Origin of the sequence: Mesorhizobium sp. M0166 (genome assembly GCF_040322255.1) — a bacterium.
Taxonomy (GTDB): Bacteria; Pseudomonadota; Alphaproteobacteria; order Rhizobiales; family Rhizobiaceae; genus Mesorhizobium.
In genome coordinates this window covers 1-25,310 of the sequence record NZ_JAMYTD010000017.1, presented here as the reverse complement: position 1 = coordinate 25,310, position 25,310 = coordinate 1, and the positions used below count along the sequence as shown (strand labels likewise).

The following is a 25,310-nucleotide window of genomic DNA, read 5'->3' as shown; positions in this document are numbered from 1 at the left end:
CTGCTTAACACGGCGAAAAAGTCGATGAAACCGCTGGACTAACCGATTAAAGCGAGATGCGGCCGGATTTGGTCAAGCCGCCTGGACTGCCCTGCCCTTGATGTCGATCGGCACGAGCACCTCGCTGCCGACCGGAGCCTCCGGAAGGACATGCGCCCAGTGCAGGATCTCCATCCGGCCGTCAAAATGCTCGACCACCGCCGTGCAGCTCTCCACCCAATCGCCGGTGTTGATGTATTGCACGTCCTCGTAGCTTTCGATCGCGGCATGGTGGATGTGCCCGCAGATCACGCCGTCGACATGCGAGCGGCGCGCCTCCTCGGTCAGCACGGTCTGGAACGAGCCGATGAAGTTCACCGCCTTCTTGACCTTGACCTTGGCCCAGGACGAGAACGACCAGTAAGGCAGGCCGAGCACTTGGCGCAGGCGCGTGATGACGCGGTTGACCAGCATCGCCGCGTCATAGGCATAGTCGCCGAGATAGGCGAGCCAGCGCGCATTGTGGACGACGGTGTCGAACTGGTCACCATGGATGACAAGAAGGCGTTTGCCATCGGCGGTCTCATGGATGGCGCGGTCGGCGACGACGATGCCGCCGAAATGAACGCCCTGGAATTGGCGCGCGAACTCGTCGTGATTGCCGGCGATGTAGGTGATGTTGGCGCCCTTGCGCGCCTTGCGCAGCAACTTCTGGACGACGTCATTGTGGCTCTGCGGCCAATGCCAGCTCCGTCTCAAGCGCCAGCCGTCGACGATGTCGCCGACGAGATAGATGATATCGGCATCGTGATGGCGCAGGAAATCGATCAGGAACTCGGCCTTCGCCGCCTTCGATCCGAGATGGACGTCGGAGATGAACATGCTGCGGAAAGTGCGGGGCTCTGCGCCGGACATTATTTGTCACCGTTGCTTTCGGTGAGGCTATGCCCCGATTCATGCAACAACCGTATGACGGTTGCGATTGGTCCAGCCATCCGGATACGTTGCCGCGGCAATCAGAGGAGAAAATCACCATGGATCTCGGCATTCGCGGCAAGAAGGCCATCGTCTGCGCTTCGAGCAAAGGCTTGGGGCGCGGCTGCGCCATGGCGCTGGCGGAGGCAGGCTGCGATCTTGTCGTCAACGGCCGCAACGCCGACGTGCTGGCCAAAACCGCCGCCGAGCTGCGCGAGAAATTCGGCGTCAAGGTGACCGAGATTGTTGGCGACGTATCCAACCCCGACGTCCAGAAGGCGCTGCTTGCCGCCTGCCCCGATCCCGACATCCTCGTCAACAACAATGGCGGTCCGCCGTTTCGCGATTTCCGCGCGCTCGACCGGGCAAAGATCCTCGAAGGCGTCACCCAGAACATGGTGACCCCTGTCGAGCTGGTTCAGGCGGTAATCGACGGCATGGCGGCGCGCGGCTTCGGCCGCATCGTCAACATCACCTCGCTGTCGGTCTATGTGCCTATCCCCGGCCTCGACCTGTCGTCCGGCGCCCGCGCCGGCCTCACTTCGTTCCTGGCCGGCGTCGCGCGGACGGTGATCGACCGCAATGTAACGATCAACAACATGCTGCCGGGAAAACTCGATACCGACCGGCTGCGCGGCCCGCACGAGGCCGGCACGCCCGAAGATCCGGCCGCCGCTGCCTCGCGCAAGGCCAAGGCCGCGGCCAATGTTCCGGCCAAGCGACTCGGCACGCCGGAGGAATTCGGCCAGATCTGCGCCTTCCTGTGCTCGGTTCATGCCGGTTACCTGACCGGGCAGAACATACCGGTGGATGGCGGCCTCTACGTCAGCGCGTTCTAGCGGTGGAGTACAAGGTCGCAATGCAACATTCGTCCCTCATATCCTTCCTCAACGGCGAGAAACCAGCCGACGAACTTTGGCAGGAGATCGAAACCGAAGTGACCGAGTGCGCGACCGCCTCGACTACGCCTGGCTGCGTGGGGCATGTCATCATCACTGACGGACCAGATACGATCGTTAATCGTCAACATGTGGACGTGCTGCTTAGTCGGCTGGCCGACGGCATCCTGCCGGTCCAAGCGGCTGCCTACATCGCCGATGCACTGATAATGAGCGACGACTTCAACTTTGCGGACGATGGTGTCTCGGAGGCTTTGTTCTTCCTGTCAGACGAGAGCGCGCCCCTTTCGCGAGAAGATGTGCAAGCCCTGCGGAGCCGCCTTTCGACGGGAAAGTAATGCCCGCTTTGGAACAGGACGGCGGCATAGCTCGCCGCGGCACCCCCGCCTGCCGTCCCGACACTTCAGTGTCAGACACAGGCCGGGCGGCGATGCAAAGCGATAAGCTCGCGCTTGCGACATATCACCTCTCGAAAAGCCTCGGCTGCATGCTAAGAGACTCAAAACACCAAACGGACTGAACTGAGGAGGCGGCCGTCATGACAGGCGAAAGCAAGAAGGCGGCCCGATCCGACCTCGACGAAGCAGCGCTCTATTTCCATAAGCACCCCCGTCCCGGAAAGCTTGAAATCCAGGCGACGAAGCCGCTCGGCAACCAGCGCGACCTGGCGCTTGCCTATTCGCCGGGGGTCGCCGCCCCCTGCCTTGAAATCCGCGACGACCCGGCAACCGCCGCCGATTATACAGCCCGCGCCAATCTTGTCGGCGTTGTCACCAACGGTTCGGCGGTGCTGGGCCTTGGCAATATCGGTCCGCTCGCCTCCAAGCCGGTGATGGAAGGCAAGGCGGTGCTGTTCAAGAAGTTCGCCGGCATCGATGTCTTCGACATCGAGATCGATGCACCCGGCATCGAGCGCATGGTCGAGACGATCTCGGCGCTGGAACCAACCTTCGGCGGCATCAACCTGGAAGACATCAAGGCGCCCGAATGCTTCGAAGTCGAGGAGCAGTTGAAAGCCCGCATGGGCATACCGGTCTTTCATGACGACCAGCACGGTACCGCCATCATCGTCGCCGCCGCTGTGCTTAACGGGCTGGAATTCGCCGGCAAGTCCATATCCGACATCAAGATCGTCACGTCGGGCGCCGGCGCTGCGGCGCTTGCGTGCCTCAACCTTCTGGTCTCGCTCGGCGCGCGGGTCGAAAACATCTGGGTCACCGACCGGTTCGGCGTCGCCCATAAGGGCCGCGTCGAGGAGATGGATCGCTGGAAAGACCCCTATGTGAAGGAGACCGAGGCGCGTACGCTGGCCGACGTTCTGCCCGGCGCCGACGTGTTTCTCGGCCTGTCTGCCGCTGGCGTGCTGAAACCGGAACTGCTCCATCACATGGCGCCCAAGCCGCTGATCCTGGCGCTGGCCAATCCCAATCCCGAGATCATGCCAGAAGCGGCACGGGCGGCGCGACCCGACGCGATGATCTGCACCGGCCGCTCCGATTTCCCCAATCAAGTCAATAACGTACTCTGTTTTCCTTACATCTTCCGTGGTGCCCTGGATTGCGGCGCAAGCGCCATCAACGAAGAGATGAAAATGGCCGCCGTGCGAGCGATTGCAGCGCTTGCCCGCGAAGAGCCATCCGACGTTGCCGCGCGTGCCTATTCCGGCGAGACGCCGATCTTCGGTCCGGACTTCCTGATCCCGTCACCTTTCGATCCGCGGCTGATCCTGCGCATCGCCCCTGCCGTCGCCAAGGCAGCCTGCGAGACCGGCGTCGCGACCCGGCCGATCACCGATTTCGCCGCCTATATCGACAAGCTGAACCGCTTCGTCTTCCGCTCCGGCCTGGTCATGAAGCCGGTGTTCTCGATGGCCAAGACGTCGAGCGCCAAGCGCGTCATTTATGCCGACGGCGAGGACGAGCGCGTGCTTCGCGCCGCGCAAGTCGTGCTCGAGGAAGGCATTGCCGAACCGATCCTGATCGGCCGCCCGCATGTCATCGAGGTGCGGTTGAAACGCTATGGGCTGCGCATCAAGCCGGGCGTCGATTTCGGTTTGATCAACCCGGAAGACGATCCGCGTTACCGCCATTATGTCGATCTCTTGATCGAGCTTGCCGGCCGGCGTGGGGTGACGACGGAAGCGGCGCGCACCATGGTGCGCACCGACAACACGGTGATCGCCGCCCTTGCCCTGAAGCGCGGCGACGCCGACGCCATGGTCTGCGGCCTCGAAGGCCGTTTCGAGCGCCATCTGCGCAACGTCACGCTGATCATCGGGCCGCGCGCCGGCATTAGGGATCGCGACCTGTCGACGCTTTCCATGCTGATTTCGCAGCGCGGCATCATTTTCCTTACCGATACCCATGTCTCCGTCGATCCGACCGCCGAGGAGATTGCCGAGATGACCGTTTTGGCGGCCGAGGAGATTCAGCGTTTCGGCATCGAGCCCAAGGCAGCGCTGCTGTCGCATTCGGATTTCGGCTCCCGCGATTCGCCAAGCGCCATGAAGATGCGGCAAGCGGCAGCGATCCTGGCGCGCATCGCACCCGACCTGCAATGCGACGGCGAGATGCATGCCGACTCGGCACTGTCGGAACAGCTGCGCCAACGCGTCTATCCGCATTCGCGGCTGAAGGGCGAAGCCAATCTGCTGGTGTTTCCCAATCTCGATTCGGCGAACATCACGCTGACGGCACTGCGCACGATGATGGACGCGCTGCATGTCGGCCCGATCCTGCTCGGCACCGACAGCCCGGCGCACATATTGACGCCGTCAGTCACGTCGCGCGGCGTCGTCAACATGACCGCACTGGCCGTGGTCGAAGCCGCGCACAAGGCGCAGGCAATCGTTGAACTGGGCTAGCCATGGGCTTTCTCAGACTGGCTTGAACCGGAAATGCCCTGTCTGCCTGAAGGCAAACAAAGTGTCCTCTTCCCTGGCGCCGCCGCCGATATTGTGAATAACCAGCCTTCTTGTCGGCACCACAGTGGAGTGATTGGACGATACGATGGCAATATGCGACAGATTGCCGGGCAGCATCTGGGCGACGAGATCCCCAGGCCGATAGTCGGCGGGGTCTTGGCTGACGGGCAAGGCGGCACCGCGCCGCTCGAAATAGACCGCAAGATTGGGCACACGGCGGTGATCGATGTTGCGGTCCGGTGCTTTCAAGCCCCAAGCCTTCGGATAGGCGGCAAAATTGGCCCGCATATCCTCATGTACCAATTTTTGCAGGTCGAGATCGAAGGCGCGGCGATAGGCACGGATCACGACATCCGTGCACACCCCCCGCTCGGGCTCAACGTCCCCTCCCGGATAGGCCAGGCGTGTATAGGTCGGATCGTAGAGCGTGGTGACGCCGATCTGCTCACGGGCAGCTTCGACCAATTTGGTGCCCCAGTCCGGCGTGACGGGCTTTTCCTGCGCCATGGCGACCGGCATCGCCAGGCACAAAAGACCAAATTGCACCGCGGCTCGACGGGTAATCGCGGTCATGCCAAGCCTCCGGGCGCTACTGAATCCAGGCATTCTTCGGGGCGAATACGCCTTTTTCGTGCAACGCCAGGATGTCGCCGTTCTGGCTCGGTCCGAATACGTCGCGGGGCGTGGTCAATATGACAGCATTGGTCGTGGTCGAAGCCGCGCACAGGCCTAAGCCATCGCGCATTTGGGCTGAAGCCGGAATCGGCGGTATGCTAAACAAACGGTTAACCGCAAGCGCGGTAGCTTTCTGAACGATAGGCAGGCGGAGTTTCGGAGGGATGACGGGCGCAAGTTGGAAGCTGACGCGGGCCGCCGCGCTGCTCGGCGCCCTGCTACTGTGCGGCATTGCCGTCACTCAGGCGCAAGCCGCTTCGCGCCTCTGCCGCCAGCTTGAAGCCGATCTTGCCGCCGCTTCTCGTGGTGGCGGCGGCAAACCGGCCTTGCTCAGGAAATATGACGACGCGATCGTCCGGCAGCGCCAGCAGATTTCAAAGGCCGTCAGCCAGTCCAGCAGCGCCGGCTGCGGCTTTTCGCTGTCTCGCCGCAACGCCAACACATGCGCAGCACTCGACGCCACCATCAATCGCATGGCAGCCAATCTCGACGCCCTGCAGGCCAAGCGCGCCGATCTTGCCGGCGGTGGTTCGCGACGCGATCGCGCGCGCATATTGACCTTGCTTGATGCCAATGGCTGCCGCGATGATGCGGCGGCGCGGACGCGCGCGCCGGTCCGCGAAGCCAGCCGTGAAAACGGCAACCGAAACCTGCTTGACCAGCTTTTGGGCAGCCAGCCCGAAGAGCCCGACCAGGCTGAAGAACTAAGTCAGCCGCGCAACATCCGCACCGTGCTCAACAACGCCGATGAGTTGGGCCAGCCGCGAGGCGAATTCCGCACTATGTGCGTGCGGACCTGCGACGGCTATTTCTTCCCGATGTCGAATGCTGCCTCGCTGGGCGATTTCGAGCGCGATCAGAAGAATTGCGAATCGAGCTGCCCCGGCACCGAGATGCAGGTTTTCTACACGCGCGGCATGAACAGTGATTCGGCGTCCATGACGTCTTCGGTGACCGGCAGGCCTTATATCGAACTGCCGACCGCCTACCTCTACAAGCAGTCCGACATGCCGCGGCCGCCGGCCTGCGGCTGCAACGCCGCGCAGAATTTCGAAATCATCGCCGGCAACCCGCCCCCGCCCAGCCCGGAACAATCCGAAGCGAACGTGGGGGCCACTCCGTTCATTCCGCTGCCGGTTGCCAGGCCTGATGCGGGCGCCGACCCGGAGACCTTGGCCAATTCGGAGGGCGGCCTAGACCGCGAGGCGATCAGACGGCTTGCCGCCAAACCTGTGCCCTCGCCGACATCGTTGCCGCCGCCTGAGCAGCGCAAGGTCAGGGTCGTCGGGCCAACGTTCCTTCCCGACCCAGCAGCGGCAACAGATCTGCAAGCTCCGGACCCGAAGGCTGTCCCGTAAGCGCCAGCCTGAGCGGCATGAATAGCGCCTTGCCCTTGCGGCCGCTCGCCGCTCGGATCTTGCCGGTCCAGTCCTTCCAGACCGTGCCGTTCCAAGGCTCCTCCGGCAGCAGTTCGAACGCCTGGCGAAGAAAGTCGCGGTCATCGTCAGAAAACTCCGCCGGCTCCTCTGGACCGTCTCGAAGCGTACGCCACCAGATCGCCGCATCGGCCAGCCTGTCGAGATTGCCGCGCACCGCCAGCCAGAAAGGCTCGGCCTGTTCGCCAGAGATGCCGAGCACGGTCAGCCGGTCGCGCGCCTCGGAAAACGGCATGTGGTGCAGCAGCGTCCGGTTGAGCACGAAGAGCTCGTCCGGATCGAATTTGGCGGCGGATTTCGATGTTGCCGCCGGATCGAAGCGCTCGGCAAGTTCAGCCATCGTCGGCACCGCCACGACGTTTTCCGAGGTACCGACGAGCACCGCCAGCGAAGCGACCGCCATTGGCTCGATGCCGCTCTCGCGCAGGCTCTGGATGGACAGCGCGCCGGTGCGCTTGGAAAGCCCCTCGCCTGATGCTGTTGTCAGAAGATTGTGATGGCCGAACACCGGCGGCTCCGCGCCAAGTGCTCGGAACAGGGCTATTTGGACGCCGGTATTGGTGACGTGGTCGTCGCCGCGAATGACATGGCTGACGCCCATGTCGATGTCGTCGACAACCGAAGGCAATGTATAGAGGTAGGTGCCGTCCTCACGCCGCAGAACCGGGTCTGAAAGCGAGGCGAGGTCTACGGTCTCTTCGCCGCGCACCAGGTCGTTCCAGTGGATTTCGGTGCGCTCCGGCTGCAGCGGATCGCTGCTGAAGTTGGGCAGCAGAAAGCGCCAGTGCGGCCGCCGGCCATCGGCCTCATATTCCGCGACCTGCTCGGGTGCCAGCGTCAGCGCCTCGCGGCCATAGACTGGCGGCAAGCCACGCGTGCGGCGCACCTTGCGCCTCAGGTCGAGCTCTTCAGGCGTCTCATAGCACGCATAGACGAGGCGGGCCTCCTTCAGCCTCTCCAGTGCGGCATCGTAGATTTCGACCCGCCGCGACTGATACTCCGTGGCATCGGGGAAGATGCCCAACCAATGCAGGTCGTAAAGGATGGCGTCGGAAAATTCCTGCGTCGAACGGGCGACGTCGGTGTCGTCGAAGCGCTGGATAAAGCGGCCTTTGTTCTTGATGGCGAACAGCCAATTGAACAAAGCGGTGCGCGCATTGCCGATATGGATGCGGCCGGTCGGTGACGGGGCGAAACGGACGGTAACTGTCATGAGCGGGGCGTACCGGATGGTTTTGCTGTTGACAAGACGCGCCCCCGCGCTCCGCGGCAGACATAGAACATGACGAAGGCGAAGAAAAGACGGCAGCGCCGCGCGTCTATCAAGACACGCGGCGCCGTAGCCGTCAGATCACCAGGCCTTTGGTCAGTTCAAGCGCCTGGCGTTCGAACAGCCGGCGGTAGATGCCGCCTTGCAGCCGGATTAGCTGGTCATGCGAGCCCTCTTCGACGATGCGGCCGCGATCGAACACCAAAAGCCTGTCCAGCGCCCGCACCGTCGACAGCCGGTGGGCAATGACCAGCGTCGTGCGGCCGACCATCAACCGCTCCATCGCCTGCTGAATCAGCACCTCCGATTCCGAATCGAGGCTCGACGTTGCCTCGTCGAGGATGAGAATGCGCGCATCGGCAAGGAAGGCGCGTGCGATTGCAACGCGCTGACGCTCACCACCCGACAGCTTTACGCCACGCTCGCCGACCAGCGTGCCATAGCCTTTCGGCAAATTGGCGATGAAGTCATGCGCGCTGGCCAACCGCGCCGCGTGCTCGATCTCGACCTGCGTGGCGCTCGGCCGGGCATAGGCGATGTTTTCGGCCAGCGACCGGTGAAACAGGATCGGCTCCTGCTGGACAATCGCGATCTGTGCGCGCAGCGACGCCTGCGCCACATTGGCAATATCCTGGCCGTCGATCAGGACATTTCCCGCAGTCACGTCATAGAGGCGCTGGATCAGCTTGACGAACGTCGTTTTGCCGGAGCCCGAATGGCCAACCAGCCCGACGCGTTCGCCCGGCGCGATGTCCACCGAAAACTCGCGATAGAGCGGCAAGCGGTGGCTGCCATAATGGAACGTGACATTGTCGAAGGTGATACGGCCATCGGTGATCCGGATCGGTTTGGCGCCGGGCCGATCCTCGATGCCGAGCGGTTCGGACTGGAAGTCGACCAGTTCCTCCATGTCGTTGATCGAGCGCTGCAGATTGCGAATATGCGTGCCGATGTCGCGCAGATAGCCTTGCAGCACGAAGAATGAGGTCAGCACGAAGGCGACGTCGCCGGCGCTCGCCTGCCCCCACGACCACAACAGCAGGGAGAATCCGATGACCGCTGCTCTCAAAAGCAGCAGCATCGTGCCTTGCGTGGTGCCATTGACGGTGCCGCGCACCCAGGTGCGCCGCGTGCGGCCGCGCCATTTGGCGACGACCTCGGCAAGCCGTGTCTCCTCGCGTTCCTCGGCGCCAAAACCCTTGACCACGGCGTTGCAGCTCACCGCATCGGCCAGCGAGCCGCCGAGCCGTGTATCCCACGCATTGGCAAGCCTTGCCGCAGGCGCGACATAGCCAAGCGACAGCATCGCCGTCACCGCGATGAACAGAACCGAACCGGTGGCGACGACAGCACCCATCAGCGGCCAGAACCAGCCAAGCAGCAGCGTCGAGCCGACGAGCATGACGACCGACGGCAGCAGCGCGATCAGGATCGTGTCGTTGAGCAGGTCGAGCGCCCACATGCCGCGCGTTATCTTGCGCACCGTCGATCCGGCGAAGCTGTTGGCGTGCCAGTCGGTGGAGAAGCGCTGGACGCGGTGGAAGGCGTCGGCGGCGATATCCGCCATCATCTTCAACGTCAGCTCGACAATGGCCATGAAGGCGAGATTGCGCAGCACGACACCGGTGAGCGCCAGGGCCACCAGCATCGAAAAGGCCGCTGTCGCCGCGTTCCACGCAACATCGTCGGCCGCAGCACTGCTGGCGACGGCATCCACCAGCCGGCCGGAATAGAGCGGCGTCAGCACGTCGGCCAAGGTCGACAGCAGGAAGGTGCCCATAATGCCGGCAAGCCGCCACGGCTGACGCCGCCAATGGCTGAGCGTGAAGCCAAGAACGCTGCGGAAGGCGGCCGCGCGCAAATCTATTCGAAAACGAGCCATGATGTCATTCGGGCGCAAACGAGCCCGATCCCACGAAAGTAGAAATTCAAAAAACCGCGTCGGCGCCGTTTGGCGCCCGGAGATGCGGAGGTTTGGCGTATTTGGCGGCCCTGTAGAGGGGCGGCGACCGGCAGCGGCGAAATGCCTGCCCTCGGTTCAGCCTTGCCGCGAGGCTATCTCGCGGCGCACTGACCAAGACCTAGGCTTCGCGGCCTCGCATAACGATGTCAAATCCTGGCATTCGGTTCCTCCTGAAGGAGAATCGCGGAGAGGCGTTTATAGAGACGCCTCAACGCCGCGCCAAGTCAGTAGATAGCCGAAAGCGCATCTGGTCCAACCAGTGAGGCGATTTTGCAACAACGGCCGGTTGTACGCCGCCTCTGTTCAAATTGCCGGGATACGGTCGAGGCGCATATAGCGGCCGTCCGTGGAAGGCCTGAAGCCGAGCTTCTCGTACAGGGAGTGTGCGTCGTTGGTCGACAGGCTCCAGTGGGTGACAGTCTTGCAATCCGGATGATCGATAAGCGCCTGGACAAGCCGGGTTCCGATGCCTTGCCCGCGATGCTCCGGCCAGACGATGACATCGGCTAGATAGGCAAATACCGTACGGTCGGAAATCGCCCGGCCAAAGCCTACCTGATTGCCGACGACATAGGCGCCGACGCAAAGCGAGTTGGCAAAGGCGCGGCGATGCAATTCGTCGCTGCGGCCACTGCCCCAATAGCTCTCCTTCAAAATGTCGGACGTCGCCCGGAAGTCGATCCGCGACAGGTCGAAGCTGATCTCAAAGTTGGCCATGGCTAAACCGTTATGCAGCCAATCGCCTACCCGCCATCCCTGAACCGGTTGGTGATGGGATAACGGCGGTCGCGGCCAAAGTTCTTCCTGGTGATCTTCACGCCGGGTGCCGCCTGCCGGCGCTTGTATTCTGCGACGTAAAGCAGGTGCTCGACACGCGCCACCGTCGCCCGGTCATGGCCGCGGGCAACGATCTCGTCGACGCCCATCTCGTTCTCGACCAGGCACTCCAATATGTCATCGAGCACTGGATAGGGCGGCAGCGAATCCTGGTCGGTCTGGTTCTCACGGAGCTCCGCCGAGGGCGCCTTGTCGATGATATTGTTCGGGATTACCTCGCCGGACGGACCTAGCGCGCCCGGCGGCACATGCGCGTTGCGCCAGCGCGACAACGCATAGACCTGCATCTTGTAAAGATCCTTGATCGGATTGAAGCCGCCATTCATGTCGCCGTAGAGCGTAGCGTAGCCGACCGACATCTCGCTCTTGTTGCCAGTGGTGACGACCATCGAGCCGAACTTATTGGAAATTGCCATCAGGATTGTGCCGCGTGCACGGCTCTGCAGGTTCTCCTCGGTAATGCCTTCCTTGGTGCCTTCGAAAAGCTGCGTCAGCGCGTGCAGGAAACCTTCGACCGGCTCGAAAATCGGCACGATATCGTAGCGGCAGCCGAGCGCGCGGGCGCAGTCCTCGGCATCCTTCAGCGAGTCCTTCGAAGTGTAGCGGTAAGGCATCATCACGGCGCGCAGCCGTTCCTCGCCGAGCGCATCGACGGCAAGTGCCGCGCAGATCGCCGAATCGATGCCGCCGGAGAGGCCGAGCACGACATTCTTGAAACCGTTCTTGTTGACGTAATCGCGCAGGCCCAACATGCAGGCGCGGTAGTCGGCCTCCTCCTTCTCCGGGATTTTCGACATCGGTCCATCGGAGCAGACCCAACCCTCGGAATTATTTCCATTTTGCGCGCCTGCGGCGACGCGGCTTCGCTTCCAGGTGGTGACGTTGACCGTCTCCTCGAACTGGCTCATCTGGAAGGCCAGCGTCTTGTCAGCGCCTATGGCAAACGATGCGCCATCGAAAACCAGCTCGTCCTGGCCGCCAAGCTGGTTGGCATAGATAATCGGCAGTCCGCATTCGATGACCTGGCGGATGACGATCTGGTGGCGGACATCGACCTTGCCGCGGTAATAGGGCGAGCCGTTCGGGACCAGCAGGATTTCCGCGCCGCTTTCGGCCAGCGTCTCGCAGACGGCAACCTCGCCCCAGATATCTTCGCAGATCGGCACTCCCACGCGCACGCCGCGGAAATTGATCGGCCCCTGGATCTCGGGGCCGGCCTGGAAGACGCGCTTCTCGTCGAACTCACCGTAATTCGGCAGATCGAGCTTGTAGCGTTCGGCAAGGATCTTGCCGCCATCAGCAAAGATGATCGAATTGTGCGTGCCGGTCTTGCGCTTCAACGGCGTGCCGATAATGAAACCCGGGCCGCCGTCGGCGGTATCGCCAGCGAAATCCTCCGCCGCTCGCTCGCAGGCCTTCAGGAAGGCTGGCTTCAGCACCAGATCCTCAGGCGGATAGCCGGAAAGGAAAAGCTCGGTAAACAGCACGAGGTCGGCGCCCTGGCGGGCGGCATCCGCCCTCGCCTCGCGTGCCTTGGCAAGATTGCCGGCGACGTCGCCGACCGTCGGATTGAGCTGGGCGACGGCGATGCGCAATATGTCTGGAGCGGTCTTGTCTGTCATGCCCGTGGGTTTAGCGCGGCAAAATTCGTCGGGCAATGGCGTTCGTTTGGACCAAACAGTCGATCCTATTCGCCCATATATTCGCGCAAGGCTTCCGGCGGATGGTTCTCGCCGATCGACATTGCCAGAATGCGCGAAATGTGTCGGCGCGGCAGCCCGGTTTCCGCCGCCCAGGCGTTGATCTGCGCCTGGATCCTGCCCAAATCCGTCTTCGACGTCGGGCTCTCCGCAATGTCGAGCCCCGCATCACGCAGCGCTGCCGCCATGTCGGCCGAGACGATGAAGGCGTCCCAATCCAGCCAGCGCAGAAAATACTGGCCAGTATTGCCGCCGAGCCGGCTGCCGTGCTTGCTGAGATAGGCCATCAACCCGACCTGGTCATCCGCCGGCCAATTGGCCAGGAACTTGCCGAAGCTGCCATGCTCCTTCGACACGCGCTCGACGAAGGCTGCGTTGTCGCGTACGGACTTGATCTTCTGCGGATTGCGCACGATGCGCTTGTCGGCGGTGAGATCGTGCCAGAAATCGTCAGGCTGGAACAGCAGCCGCTTCGGTTCGAAGCCAAGAAATGCTTCCTCGAAACCCGGCCATTTCTGCTCGATGACGCGCCAGACAAAGCCGGCGGCAAAGACCCGCTCGGCCATGGTCGACAGGATCCGGTCGTCCGCAATCTTTGCTACCGCGGCATTGTCGGGCATAGGACCCAGCAGCGACGTCAGCGCTGCCTCACCGCCTTTGCGCTTCGCTGCACGGGCGCGAATTTTCTGAAAATCCACCATTGTTTCCTGACCCCATCGCGTCAATCTACCACTTCCCGTATGAACCGGCAGCTTCTACCTCATCGCTGACGACGGAGGCGACGATGAACAAAACGATCGAGGACCTGGCAAGCCGCTGGCTGAAGCGAAAGCCGGACGGCCTCAGCGCGCTCGAAAGCCGGGTGCTGCAATCTACGCTCGAGGGCACCACGATCTCCAAGGACACCAACAAGGCCGTCGCCTTTCACCAGACGTTTGGAGATCGCTTGGCCGACACCATCGCCCGGATCGGCGGCTCGTGGTCCTTCATCCTGGCATTCCTTGGCTTCCTGATCCTGTGGACGGCAGGCAATGTCTGGCTCTTGTCGCGCGCCGCCTTCGATCCCTATCCCTTCATCTTCCTCAATCTCGTGCTTTCCATGGTCGCCGCCCTGCAGGCGCCAGTGATCATGATGGCGCAGAACCGCCAGACGGAGCGCGATCGAATCGACGCCGCCCACGACTATGAGGTTAATCTCAAGGCCGAGATCGAGATCATGGCGCTACACGAAAAGCTCGACGAACTGCGCCACAGCCAGATCATCGGCATGCGGGACGAGATCGCCCGGCTGGCAGAGCAGGTGAAGCGCATCGACGACATTCTGTCGAAGCAGCGAACGTCTTCATGACGGAAGTCATCCATCGTCTCATTGAGCAATATGGATTGGTCGCGGTCTTTCTGGGCTGTGTCGCCGAAGGCGAAAGCGCCGCAATTCTTGGCGGTTTTTTCGCGCATCAGCATGTCTTCGTCCCGTGGCAGGCGTTTCTCGCAGCCGCGCTCGGCGCCTTCGGTGGCGACACGTTCTTCTTCATCTTGGGACGGAGCTTCGCCGATCATAAATTCGTGATCAGGCTCCGAGCCCGGCCGGGCTTCAGCCACGCCTACCGCCTTGTCACCTCTCATCCCAACATTTTCGTGCTGTCGAACCGCTACATCTATGGCCTGCGCCTGGTCGGCGGAATCGCGGCCGGGCTGTCGGGCATCGCCGCGGCGCGCTTCATCATCCTCAACGCCATCTCGTCGGTAGTCTGGGCGGCACTGTTCTGCACTGTCGGTTATGTCTTCGGGCTGGGCGCGGAGCGCATCGTTGGCCAGGCGCTGGCCCGCCACGAGCGGTTGCTGATCGCTCTGGCAATCGGCCTCGTTGTGGCCATCCTCGGCTGGCTCGCGGCCCATATCGTCGCCAAGAAGGAACTCCACAAGGGAAGCTGACCGTCAATCAATGCCGAGCGCGCGATCACCCTTCTCGAGGATCAGTGGAATGATCAGGTCTTCCTCGTCGGCAAGATGCCGGGTCAACATGGCGATCAGCCGGCTGTTCTCGTCAGCATAGGCATCGGCGGCGAAACGCTGTTTGTCTTCGCTCTCCTGAAGCGTGCGGATGAAGGCATTTGCCGCCTGGGCATTGCGCTCCAGTCCCTCATGGATTGCGTGGTGATCGGCATCGAGAATCTCGAAGCCGCGCTTCAGACGGGTCTCGGCCCTTGCGAAGACCGGGAAATAATGATGGTCCTCGACATTGTGGTGGCCGTCGAGATTGCCGAGGAAATGGTTGAGGCGCGGCGCGAACCAGCGCGCGAATTCCGGCGCGTTCAGCCTACCTTCTCGATAATCGCCAATACCATTGGTGAGCATGCCGCCAAGCTCGCGGAACAGGTCGTGCCGCTGCAGCCACATGTTGGCCATGCCGTGGATGTTGGCATGCGCCTGCCAATCCTCGCGCGGATATTTCTCGACCAGCCAGCGAAGATCGTCCGGCAGGCCCTCACGTTCAAGCAGCAGAAATCCGGCGGTATCGGCCATATCGGTCCCCTTAGACCATGATCCCGAAAGTGTACCTCAGATCGGTGCCCCTACGATCCGCTCGATGACGGCGACGCCCCAGACGCCGGCAGCGATCACCACCGAAATCAGCACCGCCAGCGAACCGCAATCCTTGGCCAGTTGGATATCGATGTTGAATTCACGGCTGAACGCGTCGCATGCCGCCTCGATGCCGGTGTTCAGCACCTCGATCATGATCATGAGCAGCACCGCGCCGATCAGCAGCGCATAGCCGCGCCACGATTCCGAAAGGAACCAGCCGAGCGGCAAGGCAAGCACGAGCAGTGTCAGCTCCAGCTGGAAGGCGGCCTCGCCGGTGGCCAGTTTGCGAAACGCCCGCACCGAATTGTAAAAAGCGTCGATCAGCCGCTGCATGCCAAAACCCTTCGGAATCACCGGCAGGGGATTAGCGCAATGGCTGGACCAAGGGAATAAGGCGACCTCTTCAAAATCAGTCGCCCGCCACCTTGATCGACGGCGTCGACTTCTCGAACTGCGGCAGCCCGTCATCGAGGGCGTAATAATCCCCCTTGTCGCCGACGAAGATATGGCATTCTCCTTGGAGCCCGGTTGGCGCGTCGAACAGGCCTGCCATGACCGAAACGTAGCCATCGTCGCTCGGCTTCCAGAACAGCAGAGAGCCGCATGTCTTGCAGAAGCCGCGCCTGGCGAACGAAGAAGCCTCGTACCAGGTGATGCTCTCCGCGCCGGTGATTGTGATGTCGCGGTCGGCAACGTTGGTCGCCGCATAGAAATGCCCGCTCTGCTTCCGGCACTGCGAGCAATGGCAGTAGATGACACCGCGCAGCGGTCCTCGTGTTTGGAACCGCACTGCCCCGCACAAGCATGATCCGATGTGACTGTCAGCCATGTCGGCCTCCCGATACAATTGCCATCGCCTGGCAGGATTCCAGTTTTGCGCGCGTTAGGCACGAGCAAATGCGACACCGGCGGGATTGAATACAAAAAGCGCCGGTTTTCGCCCGGCGCTTTTTCAATGACATCAAAGTTCAGATCGTATCAACCGTTGACGGCCTGCTTGTGCTGGACCGGATGGGTCTTCTTGAGCAGATCGGAGACCAGGAACGCCAACTCGATCGCCTGGTCGGCGTTAAGGCGCGGATCGCAATGGGTGTGGTAGCGATCCTGCAGCTCTTCGGCGGTGATGGCGCGGGCGCCACCTGTGCATTCGGTGACGTTCTTGCCTGTCATCTCGATGTGGATGCCGCCTGGATGCGTGCCTTCGGCGCGGTGCACCTCGAAGAACGTCTGCACCTCCTTCAGGATGCGGTCGAACGGCCGTGTCTTGTAGCCGGCGGCTTCGATGGTGTTGCCATGCATCGGGTCCGACGACCACACAACGCTGCGGCCTTCCTTCTGCACCGCGCGCACCAGCTTGGGCAGATGGTCAGCGACCTTGTCCGAGCCGAAGCGGGCGATAAGCGTCAGCCGGCCGGGCTCGTTCTCCGGATTGAGCAGGTCGATGAGCTGCAACAGGCCGTCCGGCGTCAGCGACGGCCCGCATTTCAGACCGAGCGGGTTCTTGATGCCGCGGCAATATTCGACATGCGCATGGTCGGGTTGGCGCGTGCGGTCGCCGATCCAGATCATGTGGCCGGAGGTGGCGTACCAGTCGCCCGAAGTCGAATCGACGCGGGTCAGCGCCTCTTCATAACCGAGCAGCAGCGCCTCATGGCTGGTATAGAAATCGGTCTCGCGCAGCGCATAATTGGTCTCCGAGGTGATGCCGACGGCCTTCATGAAGTCCATCGTCTCGGTGATGCGGTTGGCGAGCGACTCGTATTTCTCGCCCTGCGGGCTGTCGGACACGAAGCCAAGCATCCATTGATGTACGTTCTCCAGGCTGGCGTAGCCACCCTGGGCGAAGGCACGCAAAAGGTTGAGCGTCGCTGCCGACTGGCGGTACGCCATCTCCTGCCGCGCAGGATCGGGAATGCGTGATTTGGCATCGAACTCGATGCCATTGATGATGTCGCCGCGATAGCTGGGCAGCGTCACACCGCCCTTGGTCTCATTGTCGGACGAGCGCGGCTTGGCGAACTGGCCGGCGACACGGCCGACCTTCACCACCGGCTGAGCGCCGGCGAAGGTCAGCACCACCGACATCTGCAGGAAGACGCGGAAGAAGTCGCGGATATTGTCGGCGCCATGCTCGGCGAAGCTCTCGGCGCAATCGCCACCCTGAAGAAGGAATGCGTCACCGGCAGCGACGGCTGCAAGCTGCTTCTTCAGCTTGCGTGCCTCACCTGCAAAAACCAACGGCGGAAAGGTAGCGAGCTGGGTTTCCGTGTTCCTCAGCGCGACAAGGTCCGGATAGGCAGGAACCTGCTGGATCGGCTTAGCTCTCCACGAATTCGGCGACCATTTCGTCATCGAAGCACCCAACGCTCTTTCAGGCGGACGCCATCGCCCGCCAATCCACCCCATATGGGGTCGCGGCTCCATACACGAAGCCGATTTCCTATTCTAGACCGGAATCTCAGCGCTGGCGAACGACGGCCAGCGGCGAAAGTGCCAGCGCGGTTGTTGTCCAGAGCACCAGCGACACCCGGCTACGCCGCCTTCTCCACCAGCCGCGCCAGCTGCGTCATGACAACCGCTGAGCCTGCCAGCCGCTTTTCGGGCGTCGCCCAGTCACGGCTGAAGACGACGCTCTGGTCGGGTCGGATCTTGGCCAGCGAGCCCTGTTCGCCGATGAGCTTGACCAGCCCGACCGGATTGGGGAATTCCCGCTTGCGGAAATGGATGACGACGCCTTTCGGCCCGGCGTCGAGCTTCTCCACGTTGGCCTTGCGGCAAAGCGCCTTGATGAAGACGATCTTCAACAGATGTTTTACCTCTTCCGGCAGCGGCCCGAACCGGTCGATCAGCTCGGCGCCGAAAGCATCGATCTCTTCCGTATTTTCGAGATCGCCAAGGCGCCGATAGAGCGCCAACCTGAGCTGCAGGTCCGGGACATAGCTTTCCGGGATCATCACCGCCGTGCCGACGGCGATCTGCGGCGACCAGCCGCCGTCCTGCACCTCGCCGGAATCCTTCACTTCGGCCACTGCCTCCTCCAGCATCTGCTGGTAGAGTTCGAAGCCGACCTCCTTGATGTGGCCCGACTGCTCTTCGCCAAGCAGATTGCCGGCGCCGCGGATATCGAGGTCGTGGCTGGCCAGCTGGAAACCGGCACCGAGCGTATCGAGCGACTGCAACACTTTCAGCCGACGCTCGGCCGTATCGGTGAGCTTGCGGTTGGCGGGCAGCGTGAAGAGCGCATAGGCGCGCACCTTAGAACGGCCGACGCGGCCGCGCAGCTGATAGAGCTGCGACAGGCCGAACATATCGGCGCGGTGCACGATCAGCGTATTGGCGGTCGGTATATCGAGGCCGGATTCGACGATTGTGGTCGACAAAAGCACATCGTACTGGCCGTCATAGAAGGCGTTCATGATGTCGTCGAGTTCACCGGGCGGCATCTGGCCGTGAGCCACGGCCACTTTCAGCTCAGGCACGGATTCGCGCAGGAAATCATGGATTTCCGCGAGATCGCTGATGCGCGGTACGACGTAGAAGGAATGGCCGCCACGGTAGCGCTCGCGCAGCAGCGTCTCACGGATGACCAGCGGATCGAAGGGGGAGATGAAGGTACGCACGGCCATGCGATCGACCGGCGGCGTGGCGATCAATGACAGCTCACGCACGCCGGTCAAGGCAAGCTGCAGCGTTCGCGGGATCGGCGTCGCCGACAGCGTCAGAACGTGGACCTCGGTCTTGAGATCCTTCAGCCGCTCCTTGTGCTTGACGCCGAAATGCTGCTCCTCGTCGATGATCAGCAGGCCGAGATTCTTGAATGAGATCGCGGAGCCGAGCAGTGCGTGCGTGCCGATGACGATGTCGACTTGGCCCTCGGCGACGCCCTTCTTGGTCTCGGCCAGTTCCTTGGCGCCGACCAGCCGCGAGGCCTGGGCGACGCGGATCGGCAGGCCGGAGAAGCGCTGCGAGAAGGTCTTGAAATGCTGGCGCGACAACAATGTCGTCGGCACCACCACCGCGACCTGAAAGCCTTCCATCGCCGCGATGAAGGCGGCACGAAGCGCGACTTCGGTCTTGCCGAAGCCGACATCGCCGCAGATCAGCCGGTCCATCGGCTTTCCAACGCCCAGATCATCCATGACCGAATCGATCGCCGTTTGCTGGTCGTCAGTTTCCTCATAGGGGAAACGCGCTGCAAACTCGCCATAGAGGCCGTCCGCCGGCACCAGCGCCGGTGCGGCCCGCATTTGCCGCTCGGCGGCGATGCGGATCAGCTGACCGGCCATGTCGAGCAGGCGTTTCTTCAGCCGTGCCTTGCGCGATTGCCAGGCGCCGCCGCCAAGCTTGTCGAGCGTCGCCTCGGCCGAATCCGAGCCATAGCGCGACAGCAGCTCGATGTTTTCCACCGGCAAGAACAGCCGATCGTCGCCGGCATAGTGGATTTCGAGGCAATCGTGCGGCGCACCGACCGCCTCGATGGTGCGCAGCCCGATGAAGCGGCCAATGCCATGGTCGGCATGGACGACGATATCGCCTGAGGACAATGCCGAAGCCTCGGCGATGAAGTCGGACGCACGCTTCTTGCGCTTCGAGCGCCGGATCAGCCGGTCGCCGAGAATGTCCTGCTCGGCGACGACGACCAGTTTCTCCGTCTCGAAGCCGGATTCGAGCGGCAGCACGGCCAGTCCCGCCTGCCCTGGCTCAAGCTTTCCGGCTTCGGCAAGCGTCGCCACCGGCTTCAGATTGCCAAGGTGATGCTCGGCCAGGATCTGGCCGAGCCGGTCGAGCGAACCTTCAGTCCAGCCGGCGACGATGACACGGCGGCTTGCAGCGCGCTCGTCGGAAATGTGTTTGACGACGACGTCGAAGACGTTGGCGTTAGGGTCGGCGCGTTCCTCGACGAAGCTGCGACCATGGCGCGAGCCGGCATGGAACACCTTTTTCGCACCGGCATCGGGCGCGTCGAAGGAGGTGAAGTCGATGGCTTCGCGCGGGCCAAGCGAGGCAATCAGGTTCTCGGGCGACAGATAAAGCAAATCCGGCGGCACCGGCTTGTAGGGCACGGCATCCTTCAAGGCGCCGTCGGCCTGTTTTTTGCGCGCTTCGTAATGATCGAGAATCAGCGCATGGCGCTCGGCCAGTGCCTCATGCGCCAGATGATCAAACACCACGGGCGCATCCGGCAGGTAATCAAACACGGTTTCCAGCCGCTCATAGAAGAACGGCAGCCAGTGCTCCATGCCGGCAAACCGCCTGCCCTCGCTGACCGCCGCATAGAGCCCATCGTCGCGCGAGGGCGCGCCAAAGGCTTCGATGTAGGCGCGGCGGAAGCGGCTGATGGTTTCCGGCGTCAGCGCCACCTCGCTCATTGCCTGTAGCGCCATCGACTTGCGCTGGCCGATCGTGCGCTGCGTTGCGGTATCGAAGACGCGGATCGATTCCAGCGTATCGCCGAAGAAATCGAGGCGCAGCGCCTCCGCCCATCCGGGCGCGTAGAGATCGAGAATACCACCGCGCACCGCAAATTCGCCGATGCCGCGCACCGTCGGCACCCGCTCGAAGCCGGAAGTCTCAAGCCGCGACACCAGCGTGTTCATGTCGATCTGGTTACCGGGCTTGGCGTGAAAGGTCTGCGCCTCGACGAGTTCCGCCGGCGGAATGCGCTGAAGCAAGGCATTCGCGGTGGTCAGAATGACGGCGCGGTGCGGCTTCTTCGCCAGCGCGATCATCGCTGCCAGCGCATCGAGCCGCCTTGCGGCGGCGTCGGCGCCGGGCGAGACGCGGTCGTAAGGCAGGCAGTCCCAGGCCGGCAGTTCCAGCACAGGCAGGCCCGGCGCGGCAAAGGCAAGCGCCTCGACGATCGCCGGCAGACGCTGGCCGTCGCGGGCCACGAACAGCACCGGCTTGTCCGGTGCGATCTCATGTGCAGCCTGCACCAGCGCAAAGGCTTCGTAGCCGTCGGCGACGCCATCGACGATGAACTGGCCGGCGCGGCCTTTCGGCAGACCGATCGTAGGGATAAGGCTCATGGCTACACGTTGTTCAGAAGGTCATGTCCCGGCGCGAAGCCAGGATTTTTTGCAGGACGGCACAGTCGACATCCGCCGGAACCGGGCGTTCGCCAGTGACGAGAGGCAGGAATTCGGTGTCGGGAATGTCGAGGAGCCTCTCATATTGGTCGATTTCGTCGCCGGTCAAGGCGCCGATCTCGGCATCGGCGAAGCTGCCGAGTATAAGGTCCATCTCGCGCATGCCGCGGTGCCACGAACGAAACAGAAGCTTGCGGCGGCGGGCATCGAGGCCCTCGCTTGATCGTTTCGTTCCCGTCATCGTGCAACATCCTTGCCCAGGCGGCGCATATAGCGTGGATAGAAGGCGGTGTCAGCCTTGCGCTACAGTCGCCGCAACATAAGCTGACATCATGCGTCCCTCCCTCCTCGATCCTCTGTTTGTCCCGATCACCTCGCTTGCTGGCGTCGGGCCGAAGGTTGGCGCGCTGATCGAAAAAGTCGTAACAGCCGACCTCGGCGACCGGGCCGCGCGCGCCGGGGACCTCTTGTTCGTGCTGCCGCATACTGTCATCGACCGTCGCAACCGGCCGGGCATCGCCGGTTCGGCCGAGGGCGCCATCGTTACGCTCGACGTACGCATCGACCGCCACCAGCCGCCGCCACGCGGCAACAGGTCGGTCCCGTACCGGGTCTACGCCCATGACGACACCGGCGAGATCGCGCTGACCTTCTTCCATGCTCATGCTGCCTATCTCGAAAAAGCAATGCCCGTAGGCGAGCATGTCGTCGTCTCAGGCCGCATGGAATGGTTCAATGGCCGCCCGACCATGGTTCACCCCGACCATATCGCACTTGCCGGCGACGCAGAAAACCTCCCGCCGGTCGAGCCGGTCTATCCGCTGACCGCCGGGCTCTCGGGCAAGGTGCTGCGCCGGGCCATCGGCCAGGCGCTGGCCCGCCTGCCGGTGCTGCCCGAATGGCAGGACGGTGAGTTCCGGCGCCGCCATGCCTTTCCTGCTTTCGGCGATGCGCTCAACCGCATCCACAATCCTGCCGACCCGATCGACGTCTCTGTCGACGGCGCAGCGTGGCGGCGCCTTGCCTTTGACGAGTTCTTGGCCGGCCAGGTATCGCTGGCGCTGGTACGGGCCAAGGTCCGCCGATTATCGGGCCGGCCACTCGTCGGCGACGGCCGCATAGTCGAACAATTGCGCGCGGCACTCCCCTATTCGCTGACCATGTCGCAGGAAATGGCGCTTGCCGAAATCAACTCCGATCTCGGTGACCCCGAACGCATGCTGCGCCTTTTGCAGGGCGATGTCGGCTCCGGCAAGACGGTGGTCGCGCTGCTTGCCATGGCGCGTGCCGTCGAGGCCGGCGGCCAAGCGGCATTGATGTCGCCCACCGAAATCCTGGCGCGCCAGCATCTGGCAACGATTGCGCCGTTGGCGGAACGGGCCGGCTTGCGCATCGCCATCCTCACCGGCCGCGAAAAGGGCCGCGAGCGCGCCGACACGCTGACCGGGCTGGCAAATGGCGACATCGACATCGTGGTCGGCACCCATGCGCTGTTCCAGGAAACGGTGACGTTCCGTGATCTTGTGTTCGCCGTCGTCGACGAGCAGCACCGTTTCGGCGTCCACCAGCGCCTTGCGATCACCGCCAAGGGCGATGCGCCCGACATGCTGGTGATGACGGCAACGCCGATACCGCGGACGCTGGTGCTAACTGCATTCGGCGACATGGATGTGTCGAAGTTGACGGAAAAGCCGGCCGGCCGCCAGCCGATCCGCACCGTCACCTTGCCGCTTGAACGGCTCGACGAACTGATCGGCCGCATGCTCGACGCCGTCGCCGATGGCCAGAAAATCTACTGGATCTGTCCGCTGGTCGAGGAATCCGAGGAGATCAAGCTGATGTCGGCCGAGGACCGTTTTGCCTCGCTGAAGCCGCTGTTCGGCGACCGCGTCGGCCTGGTGCATGGCCGCATGAAAGGCGCCGACAAAGACGAGGCGATGCGCGCCTTCAAGCAGGGCGACACCCGTATCCTGATCGCCACCACCGTCATCGAGGTCGGCGTCGATGTGCCTGATGCGACGATCATGGTCATCGAGCATGCCGAACGTTTTGGCCTCGCCCAACTGCATCAATTGCGCGGCCGGGTTGGGCGCGGCGACAAGCCTTCATCCTGCGTGCTCCTCTACAAGGATCCGCTCGGCGAGACGGCCAAACGCCGGCTGTCGGTGATGCGCGAGACCGAGGACGGCTTCCGTATCGCCGAAGAGGATTTGAAGCTGCGCGGCGAAGGCGAGTTGCTCGGCACCCGCCAGTCCGGCACGCCGGGCTTCCAGGTGGCGCGCATCGAGGCGCATGCCGACCTGCTCGAGGCCGCTCGCGACGATGCGCGGCTGATCCTGTCGCGCGATCCGGAACTGCAGTCCGAACGTGGCGCGGCGCTGCGCCTGCTGCTCTATCTGTTCGGCCGCGACGAGGCCGTGCGGCTGCTGCGTGCCGGCTGAGGCATCGTGCCAAGCGGAGGATTGGCAAGCGCGCCGTGGATCTGCTCGCCGTTCACCGTCACCATTTTGACCGCCGGCGCCACCAGGCCGGCCGACACGATCAGCTTGGCTCCGTCCTCGATTGTCATGTCGAGCAGCACAATGTCGGATTTCGGCACATACATCAGAAAGCCCGTCGTCGGGTTGGGCGTACACGGCATGAACACGGCAATCAGCGGATCGCCTTCCCGGTCGAGCTTCTGGTTGATCTCGGTTTCCTTCTCGCTGGCGACGAAAACCAGCGACCAGACCCCCTTGCGCGGATATTCGACCAACCCGACCTGGCGGAACATGTCGCCCTTGTTCGACAGCACGGTCTCGAAAATCTGCTTCAGCGAACGGTAGATGCCGCGCACCAGCGGCATGCGGCCAAGCAGGCGCTCGCCGAAATTGACGATGGCGCGGCCAACGATATTGGCGGTCATAAAGCCGATGAAGGTGATGAGGATCAGGGCAACGATCAGCCCAAAACCCGGCACTGGAAACGGCAGGTAAGTGTCCGGATTGTAGCGTACCGGAATGTAGGGTTTCACCCAGGAATCGACCCAGCCGATCAGCGACCAGGCAATGTAGGCAGTAATCGCCAGCGGCGCGCAAACGACGAAGCCGGTCAGGAAATAGTTTCTCAGCCGGGTCATGCCTGAGGTCTTGAGAGCATCCGACATGGTTCACCGCAGCGTGTGTTTGCAGCGCGACACTACTGAACCCGAAGGCGCTTTGGAATGGCGAAGTTTTTAAACGAGACCTATTCCACCGTTACCGATTTCGCCAGGTTGCGAGGCTGGTCGACGTCCGTGCCCATGAACACGGCGGTGAAGTAGGCGAGCATCTGGATCGGCAGCGCGTAGATGATCGGCGAGATGATTTCCGGCACGTCCGGCAAAACGATCGTCTCCATCGTCTTCACCGTAGCGTGTGCCGCGCCCTTGCCGTCGGTGATCAGGATGATCTTGCCGCCGCGCGCCGCCACCTCCTGCATGTTCGACACTGTCTTTTCGAAGATGCGGTCATGCGGCGCGATGACGATGACGGGCATGTTCTCGTCGATCAGCGCGATCGGGCCGTGCTTCAACTCGCCGGCGGCATAGCCTTCGGCGTGAATATAGGAAATTTCCTTAAGCTTCAGCGCGCCTTCCATGGCCAGCGGAAAATTGGTGTCACGGCCGAGATAAAGCACGTTTTTGTAGTGCGAGAGGTCGCGCGCGATCTTTTCGATCTGCCCATCGAGCTTTAGCACCTGGTTCGCATAACGCGGCGCTTCCGACAGCTCGCGTATCAGCGTTTTCTCCTGCTCATGCGAAATCGTTCCGCGCGCCACGCCGGCCCGCACCGCCAGTGAGGCCAGCACGGAAAGCTGGCAGGTGAACGCCTTGGTCGAGGCGACGCCGATCTCCGGGCCGGCCAATGTCGGCAGGATGACGTCGGATTCGCGCGCCATGGTCGATTCGCGCACATTGACGACCGCGCCGATCTTCATGCCAGCCTTGCGGCAGTAGCG

The 25,310-nt window shown here is 62.7% G+C and carries 22 protein-coding genes; 7 read left to right on the top strand and 15 right to left on the bottom strand.

The window, feature by feature from the left end:
- Window positions 1–72: 72 nt before the first annotated feature.
- Complete coding sequence (locus NKJ46_RS19110) at window positions 73–894, bottom strand: UDP-2,3-diacylglucosamine diphosphatase (protein WP_352666476.1); 822 nt, start codon at window positions 892–894, stop codon at window positions 73–75.
- Window positions 895–1,013: 119 nt separating this feature from the next.
- Here NKJ46_RS19110 and NKJ46_RS19105 point away from each other — a divergent pair, with 119 nt between their 5' ends.
- The 3 genes from NKJ46_RS19105 (at window position 1,014) to NKJ46_RS19095 (ending at window position 4,716) form a co-directional block, all read left to right on the top strand.
- A complete protein-coding gene (locus NKJ46_RS19105) occupies window positions 1,014–1,793 on the top strand; it encodes an SDR family oxidoreductase (RefSeq protein ID WP_352666474.1) in 780 nt (259 codons plus the stop codon).
- A gap of 20 nt (window positions 1,794–1,813) precedes the next feature.
- Entirely contained in the window at window positions 1,814–2,191 is a 378-nt protein-coding gene (locus NKJ46_RS19100) for a hypothetical protein (protein ID WP_352666473.1), read from the top strand.
- Window positions 2,192–2,391: 200 nt separating this feature from the next.
- Complete coding sequence (locus NKJ46_RS19095) at window positions 2,392–4,716, top strand: NADP-dependent malic enzyme (RefSeq protein WP_352666471.1); 2,325 nt, start codon at window positions 2,392–2,394, stop codon at window positions 4,714–4,716.
- A 12-nt stretch (window positions 4,717–4,728) separates the two neighbouring features.
- On the opposite strand, the gene NKJ46_RS19090 is transcribed toward NKJ46_RS19095, so the two are convergent.
- On the bottom strand, window positions 4,729–5,349 hold the full coding sequence (locus tag NKJ46_RS19090; RefSeq protein ID WP_352666470.1) for a DUF1287 domain-containing protein: 621 nt from the start codon (window positions 5,347–5,349) through the stop codon (window positions 4,729–4,731).
- A 266-nt stretch (window positions 5,350–5,615) separates the two neighbouring features.
- Between NKJ46_RS19090 and NKJ46_RS19085 the strand changes: the two genes are divergently transcribed.
- Complete coding sequence (locus NKJ46_RS19085) at window positions 5,616–6,809, top strand: DUF2865 domain-containing protein (RefSeq protein WP_352666469.1); 1,194 nt, start codon at window positions 5,616–5,618, stop codon at window positions 6,807–6,809.
- Here the strand turns inward: NKJ46_RS19085 and gltX are convergent.
- The 5 genes from gltX to NKJ46_RS19060 form a co-directional block, all read right to left on the bottom strand.
- Window positions 6,727–8,100 carry a glutamate--tRNA ligase gene (gene gltX, locus NKJ46_RS19080; protein WP_352666467.1) on the bottom strand — a complete coding sequence of 458 codons (1,374 nt, stop codon included), beginning with the start codon at window positions 8,098–8,100 and terminating at the stop codon, window positions 6,727–6,729. The genes NKJ46_RS19085 and gltX overlap by 83 nt on opposite strands.
- 133 nt (window positions 8,101–8,233) lie before the next feature.
- Window positions 8,234–10,039: an ABC transporter ATP-binding protein gene (locus tag NKJ46_RS19075; protein WP_352666465.1), complete on the bottom strand. Its 1,806-nt coding sequence runs from the start codon at window positions 10,037–10,039 to the stop codon at window positions 8,234–8,236.
- 384 nt (window positions 10,040–10,423) lie between these two features.
- A complete protein-coding gene (locus NKJ46_RS19070; protein WP_352666463.1) occupies window positions 10,424–10,837 on the bottom strand; it encodes a GNAT family N-acetyltransferase in 414 nt (137 codons plus the stop codon).
- Between the two features lie 26 nt (window positions 10,838–10,863).
- Window positions 10,864–12,579 (bottom strand): NAD+ synthase, encoded by a 1,716-nt coding sequence (locus NKJ46_RS19065; RefSeq protein WP_352666461.1) that lies wholly within the window; start codon window positions 12,577–12,579, stop codon window positions 10,864–10,866.
- Window positions 12,580–12,644: 65 nt separating this feature from the next.
- Complete coding sequence (locus NKJ46_RS19060) at window positions 12,645–13,358, bottom strand: DNA-3-methyladenine glycosylase I (protein ID WP_352666459.1); 714 nt, start codon at window positions 13,356–13,358, stop codon at window positions 12,645–12,647.
- An 83-nt stretch (window positions 13,359–13,441) separates the two neighbouring features.
- On the opposite strand from NKJ46_RS19060, the gene NKJ46_RS19055 reads away from it, so the two are divergent.
- Complete coding sequence (locus NKJ46_RS19055; RefSeq protein ID WP_352666457.1) at window positions 13,442–14,005, top strand: DUF1003 domain-containing protein; 564 nt, start codon at window positions 13,442–13,444, stop codon at window positions 14,003–14,005.
- Entirely contained in the window at window positions 14,002–14,589 is a 588-nt protein-coding gene (locus tag NKJ46_RS19050) for a DedA family protein (protein WP_352666455.1), read from the top strand. The genes NKJ46_RS19055 and NKJ46_RS19050 overlap by 4 nt, the downstream gene beginning before the upstream one ends.
- A 3-nt stretch (window positions 14,590–14,592) precedes the next feature.
- On the opposite strand, the gene NKJ46_RS19045 is transcribed toward NKJ46_RS19050, so the two are convergent.
- The 6 genes from NKJ46_RS19045 to NKJ46_RS19020 form a co-directional block, all read right to left on the bottom strand.
- Entirely contained in the window at window positions 14,593–15,180 is a 588-nt protein-coding gene (locus tag NKJ46_RS19045) for a hemerythrin domain-containing protein (protein WP_352666454.1), read from the bottom strand.
- Window positions 15,181–15,216: 36 nt separating this feature from the next.
- The gene (locus NKJ46_RS19040) at window positions 15,217–15,576 is read right to left on the bottom strand and encodes a diacylglycerol kinase (protein WP_352666453.1); all 360 of its coding nucleotides are present in this window, start codon (window positions 15,574–15,576) and stop codon (window positions 15,217–15,219) included.
- A 76-nt stretch (window positions 15,577–15,652) separates the two neighbouring features.
- The gene (locus NKJ46_RS19035; RefSeq protein WP_352666451.1) at window positions 15,653–16,072 is read right to left on the bottom strand and encodes a GFA family protein; all 420 of its coding nucleotides are present in this window, start codon (window positions 16,070–16,072) and stop codon (window positions 15,653–15,655) included.
- A gap of 149 nt (window positions 16,073–16,221) precedes the next feature.
- Window positions 16,222–17,595: a class II 3-deoxy-7-phosphoheptulonate synthase gene (locus tag NKJ46_RS19030; RefSeq protein ID WP_352491633.1), complete on the bottom strand. Its 1,374-nt coding sequence runs from the start codon at window positions 17,593–17,595 to the stop codon at window positions 16,222–16,224.
- Window positions 17,596–17,774: 179 nt separating this feature from the next.
- On the bottom strand, window positions 17,775–21,272 hold the full coding sequence (gene mfd / locus NKJ46_RS19025) for a transcription-repair coupling factor (RefSeq protein WP_352666448.1): 3,498 nt from the start codon (window positions 21,270–21,272) through the stop codon (window positions 17,775–17,777).
- Between the two features lie 13 nt (window positions 21,273–21,285).
- Window positions 21,286–21,573, bottom strand: a complete 288-nt coding sequence (locus tag NKJ46_RS19020; protein ID WP_352666447.1) for an FAD assembly factor SdhE — start codon at window positions 21,571–21,573, stop codon at window positions 21,286–21,288.
- Between the two features lie 91 nt (window positions 21,574–21,664).
- Here NKJ46_RS19020 and recG point away from each other — a divergent pair, with 91 nt between their 5' ends.
- Complete coding sequence (gene recG / locus NKJ46_RS19015; protein ID WP_352666445.1) at window positions 21,665–23,773, top strand: ATP-dependent DNA helicase RecG; 2,109 nt, start codon at window positions 21,665–21,667, stop codon at window positions 23,771–23,773.
- Here recG and NKJ46_RS19010 read toward each other — a convergent pair.
- Together NKJ46_RS19010 and NKJ46_RS19005 are read right to left on the bottom strand one after the other, a co-directional pair.
- On the bottom strand, window positions 23,725–24,477 hold the full coding sequence (locus NKJ46_RS19010) for a DUF502 domain-containing protein (RefSeq protein WP_352491637.1): 753 nt from the start codon (window positions 24,475–24,477) through the stop codon (window positions 23,725–23,727). The genes recG and NKJ46_RS19010 overlap by 49 nt on opposite strands.
- Window positions 24,478–24,557: 80 nt before the next feature.
- On the bottom strand, window positions 24,558–25,310 hold a 753-nt coding region (locus tag NKJ46_RS19005; protein ID WP_352666444.1), incomplete at its 5' end, for an SIS domain-containing protein.